At 73.2% G+C, this 4,612-nt stretch carries 5 protein-coding genes and 1 pseudogene; 4 read left to right on the forward strand and 2 right to left on the reverse strand.

Annotated elements, in window-relative coordinates:
- Nucleotides 1-324: pseudogene (locus AB0M20_RS28610) on the reverse strand (hypothetical protein); the annotation flags it as partial.
- Between the two features lie 125 nt (nt 325-449).
- Here AB0M20_RS28610 and AB0M20_RS28615 point away from each other — a divergent pair.
- A complete protein-coding gene (locus AB0M20_RS28615; protein WP_364303410.1) occupies nt 450-1,334 on the forward strand; it encodes an ABC transporter substrate-binding protein in 885 nt (294 codons plus the stop codon).
- Between the two features lie 109 nt (nt 1,335-1,443).
- Here the strand turns inward: AB0M20_RS28615 and AB0M20_RS28620 are convergent, their stop codons facing one another.
- The gene (locus AB0M20_RS28620) at nt 1,444-2,241 is read right to left on the reverse strand and encodes a CDP-alcohol phosphatidyltransferase family protein (RefSeq protein WP_364303412.1); all 798 of its coding nucleotides are present in this window, start codon (nt 2,239-2,241) and stop codon (nt 1,444-1,446) included.
- Between the two features lie 97 nt (nt 2,242-2,338).
- On the opposite strand from AB0M20_RS28620, the gene AB0M20_RS28625 reads away from it, so the two are divergent.
- The 3 genes from AB0M20_RS28625 to AB0M20_RS28635 all read left to right on the forward strand — a co-directional run.
- On the forward strand, nt 2,339-3,313 hold the full coding sequence (locus AB0M20_RS28625; protein ID WP_364303414.1) for a zinc-binding alcohol dehydrogenase: 975 nt from the start codon (nt 2,339-2,341) through the stop codon (nt 3,311-3,313).
- Between the two features lie 4 nt (nt 3,314-3,317).
- Nucleotides 3,318-3,716 (forward strand): 6-carboxytetrahydropterin synthase, encoded by a 399-nt coding sequence (locus tag AB0M20_RS28630; protein ID WP_364303416.1) that lies wholly within the window; start codon nt 3,318-3,320, stop codon nt 3,714-3,716.
- The coding region (locus tag AB0M20_RS28635; protein ID WP_364303418.1) for a glycosyltransferase at nt 3,713-4,612 on the forward strand (900 nt) is incomplete at its 3' end. The genes AB0M20_RS28630 and AB0M20_RS28635, both read left to right, overlap by 4 nt.

Raw genomic sequence — 4,612 nt, forward strand, 5'->3', positions numbered from 1 at the left:
GGCGACGGGCGGGGCCGGACGCCGCCGGACCGGCACGGGCGGCGGCAGGGGCATCCTGAGATGTGCGGGCATCCGGCCACGCCGCACGGAGGCGACGATCGCCTCCGGCGGCCCGAGGCGCCCGACGATCTCCTCAGGGTCCGAGATCGGGTCGGAGACAGAGGTACGCCGCGCCGCGATGTAGTCGGCGACCGTGGTCATCAGCTCGTCGCGCAGCTCGTGCGCCAGCCCTTCGCTCTCCGCCCACAGCGCGGCCAGGTAGTCCAGGACGATGACGTCCGCATGTGCCAGCGGCGCGGTGTCCTGGTTCGGTGCGGAGGTCATACGCTCCCCCAAGGGTCCGGTGATGGTCGCGTCAGCATGTCGCGCGCGGTGATCGGGACGCATCCGCCCGCGGACGGGAAGCATCCCGGCGGCGCTACGACTTTCGGCCGGGTGACCATGGAGCCATGCGGATCGTCTCCCTCCTGCCGTCGGCCACCGAGATCGTCTACGCCCTCGGCCTCGATGCCTCCCTGGCCGGCGTGACCTTCGAATGCGACGAACCACCGGCCGCGCGCGCCACGAAGGCCGTGGTGGTCGGCGGCCGGGACACCAGCGGGATGACCCCGGGCGAGATCGACGAGTACGTGAAGACGCACCTGGCCGGCGGCGGAGACCTCTACACCCTGCACGCCGACGCCCTCGCCGGCCTGGCTCCCAGCCTGATCCTGACCCAGGACCTGTGCCGGGTGTGCGCGCTGCCCTCCGGTCACGTGACCGACGCGCTGAACCACCTCGGCTGCTCGGCGGACGTGGTGTCGCTCGATCCGTACTCCCTGGAGGAGGTCCTCGCCACCTTCCGGGCCGTGGCCGACGCGGCCGGGGTGCCGGCACGCGGCGCCGAGCTGGTCGCGTCCTGCCGGGCGCGGCTCGCGGCGGTGCGCTCGGCCGTCACCGGCCGCCGCCCGCCACGCGTTGCCGTCGTCGAATGGGTGGATCCGCCGTTCACCGCGGGCCACTGGGTGCCGGACCTGATCACCGCGGCCGGCGGCGCACCGGTGGCAGCGCGGCCCGGCGCCCGCTCGGTGGAGACGACGTGGGCCGCCCTGGCGGCCGCGCAGCCGGAGATCGTGCTGGTCACGCCGTGCGGATTCCATCTGGACGGTGCCGCCGCCCAGGCCGCGGCGGTGGTGCCGCACTTCCCGGACGCGCAGGTCTGGGCGATCGACGGCGACGGCCTGGTGGTGCGTCCCGGCCCTCGTCTGGTCGATGGCGTCGAGGCGATAGCCGCGATCCTGCACCCGACGGCGGTACCGGCGGCGCCGTCCGGCACGATCCGCAGGATTGCGTAGCCGCTCGCGCGCCGCCGCCTACCCCACCCCTGCACTGGGCGGGTCGGAGATTACGGGCGCGGTATGACGCTTTCGCCGGCGTCGTCCACAGGCGGCCGGTCGCAGGCCGTCAGGCGGCTGCCGCGGGCTGGCACACCAACTGGCGCTGGACCGGGACGATCGGCAGGGTCACCCGCTCGGCGGCCGCCCGGCGCAGGCGCTCGGCGGTCCAGAGCCAGAGGACGTCGCGGCCGAACGACCAGGACAGCGACGCCAGCGCGACCACCAGACCGGCGCCCGCCAGCCACGACGGCAGCAGGTGCGAGGTGGCGACGACCAGGGCGACGCCCTGGGTGGCGGCGACGACCTTGCGGGAGAACTTCGGCGGAAGCTGCGCGGTCAGCCACGGCGCGGCCCACGAGGCGGCCACGAAGACGTAGCGGTAGGCGCCGATCGCCACCGTCCACCAGCCGAACGTGCCCGCCACGAAGACGCTCATCACCAGGATCAGGAACGCGTCGATCTCCATGTCGAACCGGGCGCCCAGCGCCGACGACGATCCGGTGCGGCGAGCCACCTGGCCGTCCACGCCGTCCAGGGCCAGCGCCACGCCGACCAGGGTGACCAGCGCCGCCATGTGCACCGGCCCGGTGAACGACGACACGACCATCGCGGTCACCCCGCCGACCATCAGCGCCCGCGCGAAGGTGACCAGGTTCGCCGGGCCCATCGCCGTCATGCCCGCCCGGCGCAGCCCAAGAGCCAGGAGACCGCAGAGGACCATCGCGTACGCGACGCCCGCCAGCCACCCACCGGCCGACAGCCCCACCGTGGCCGCGAGGCCCGTGAGCAGGCCCGCCTCGACGACCAGGCCGACCACCGGCCCAGGGGACGCCGTGGTGGTAGCCGAATCGGTACTGAAAGTCACCGTGCCTCCTGGCAAGATCGGTTGCCGCGTATGGTTGCCGCTGTCCCTCAGGAACACGCTCGCCGGGCGTGTTCGGTTCAGCCGGTCGAGGAGTTCCGTGTCGGGTTCAGCTCGTTCCTTCTGGGTGGCTGCCCCAGGGCGTGGAGAGATACGCCTCGAAACGGTGCCGGATCCGACGCGCGACGAGGTCCTCGTGCGGACCCTCCACTCCGGTGTGAGCCGCGGCACCGAGACGCTCGTCTTCCGCGGCGGCGTCCCTGCCAGCCAACACGACCTGATGCGCGCGCCCTATCAGGAAGGCGACTTTCCGGGCCCGGTCAAATACGGCTATCTGAGCGTGGGCGTCGTCGAGCAGGGCCCGCCGTCGTTGCGGGGCCGTACCGTCTTCTGCCTCTACCCGCACCAGACCCGGTATGTGGTCCCGGCCTCGGCGGTCACCGTGGTGCCCGAGGGCGTGCCGGCGGAGCGGGCGGTGCTGGCCGGCACGGTGGAGACCGCGGTGAACGCCGTCTGGGACGCCGCGCCGCTGGTCGGCGACCGGATCGCGGTGGTCGGCGGCGGCATGGTCGGCTGCTCGGTGGCCGGGGTGCTGGCCGGCTTCCCGGGTGCGCGGGTGCAGCTGGTGGACGCGGACCCCGGCCGGGCGCCGGTGGCCGCGGCGCTGGGTGTCGACTTCGCGACACCCTCCTCGGCGGACGGCGACTGCGACCTGGTCATCCACGCCAGCGCCACGTCCGCCGGGCTGACCCGGTCGCTGGAGCTGCTCGCGCCGGAGGGGACGGTGATCGAGCTGAGCTGGTACGGCGACGAGCCGGTGAGCGTGCCGCTGGGCGAGTTCTTCCACTCGCGGCGGCTGACCGTGCGCAGCAGCCAGGTCGGTGGCATCCGGCCGGGCCGCCGGCGCACGTACGGTGAGCGTCTGGGTCTTGCTCTTGATCTCTTGCACGATGACCGGTTCGGCGCGCTGATCACCGGGCGGTCGGCATTCGGCGAGCTGCCCGAGGTCATGCCGCGGCTGGCGAGCGGCGAGCTCCCGGCCCTGTGTCACCTGGTGAACTACGAAGGAGAGTGAAGGCTTGTTCAGCGTCACGGTCCGCGACCACATCATGATCGCGCACAGCTTCTCGGGTGAGGTCTTCGGACCGGCGCAGAAGCTGCACGGCGCCACCTTCGTGGTGGACGCGACCTTCAAGCGGCCCGCGCTCGACGACGACAACATCGTCGTGGACATCGGGCTGGCGAGCGAGCAGCTGCGCGACGTGTGCGGGGCGCTGAGCTACCGCAACCTGGACGACGAGCCGGACTTCGCCGGGGTGAACACGTCGACCGAGTTCCTCGCGAAGGTGATCGCGGACCGGCTCGCGGACCGGATCTCGGCGGGCGCGCTTGGTCCGGGCGCGGCCGGGCTGACGGGGCTCGCGGTGACGCTGCACGAGTCGCACATCGCGTGGGCGGGATACGAGCGGGACCTGTGACGGTCTACTTCGTGCTGCCCGGCGGGGTGGACGATCCGGCCCGGCCGAGCGGCGGGAACCGCTACGACCGGGCGGTGTGCGACCGGTTGCGCGACGTCTGTGAGATCGCTATTCCGGGTACGTGGCCACGCCCGTCCCGGTCGTCCTCGGACGCGCTGGCCGCCGCGCTGGCGAACATTCCAGAAATGTCCGATGTGTTGATCGACGGCCTGGTGGCGTGCGGTGTCCCGGCCGTCATCGAGGCGGCACGGCAACGGGTGGTCATCATCGTGCACCTGCCGCTCGGCGACGAGTCCGAGGCGGCGGCCGACCTGGTGCCGCTCGAGCGCCGGGCCCTGCATGCGGCGGCCGCGGTGGTGGTGACCAGCGCCCAGGCGGCGTCGCGGGTCGTCTCGCTGCACGATCTGCCGCCGGAGAAGGTGCACGTGGCGCCGCCGGGCGTGGATCCGGCGCCGCCGGCCGAGCCGTCCCCCGGCGGTGGCCGGCTGCTCTGCGTGGCCGCGATCAGCCGCCGGAAGGGCCAGGACGTCCTCCTGGAAGCCTTGGCGCGGCTGGACGACCTGGACTGGCGCTGCACCTTCGCCGGCGCGGGCAGCCTGGACGAGATCGCCGACGCCCGCCGAATCGAAGGGGTGACCCGCGGTCGCCACCACGACGAAGCGGCCCACGGCCGTCTCGACGCCGCGGACGCGAAAAACGCCGACGCGGCCCGCCGCCGCCTCCCCCACCCCGGCACTGGGTGGGACGCAATGTACCGGCCGGGTACGACAATCTCCGGCGAGCATCCACAGGGCCGCATCCGGGTGCTCGGGCCGCTGGCCGGCGATGCGCTCGACGCCGCCTACGCCGACGCCGACGTGCTCGTGCTGCCGTCCCGGGCGGAGACCTACGGCATG

The sequence above is a fragment of the Actinoplanes sp. NPDC051633 genome (assembly GCF_040681735.1).
In the GTDB taxonomy this organism is placed as follows: domain Bacteria; phylum Actinomycetota; class Actinomycetes; order Mycobacteriales; family Micromonosporaceae; genus Actinoplanes.

Coding starts and splice junctions, on each gene's coding strand:
- AB0M20_RS28615 (WP_364303410.1), top strand. CDS start 450: ATGCGGATCGTCTCCCTCCTGCCGTCGGCCACCGAGATCGTCTACGCC.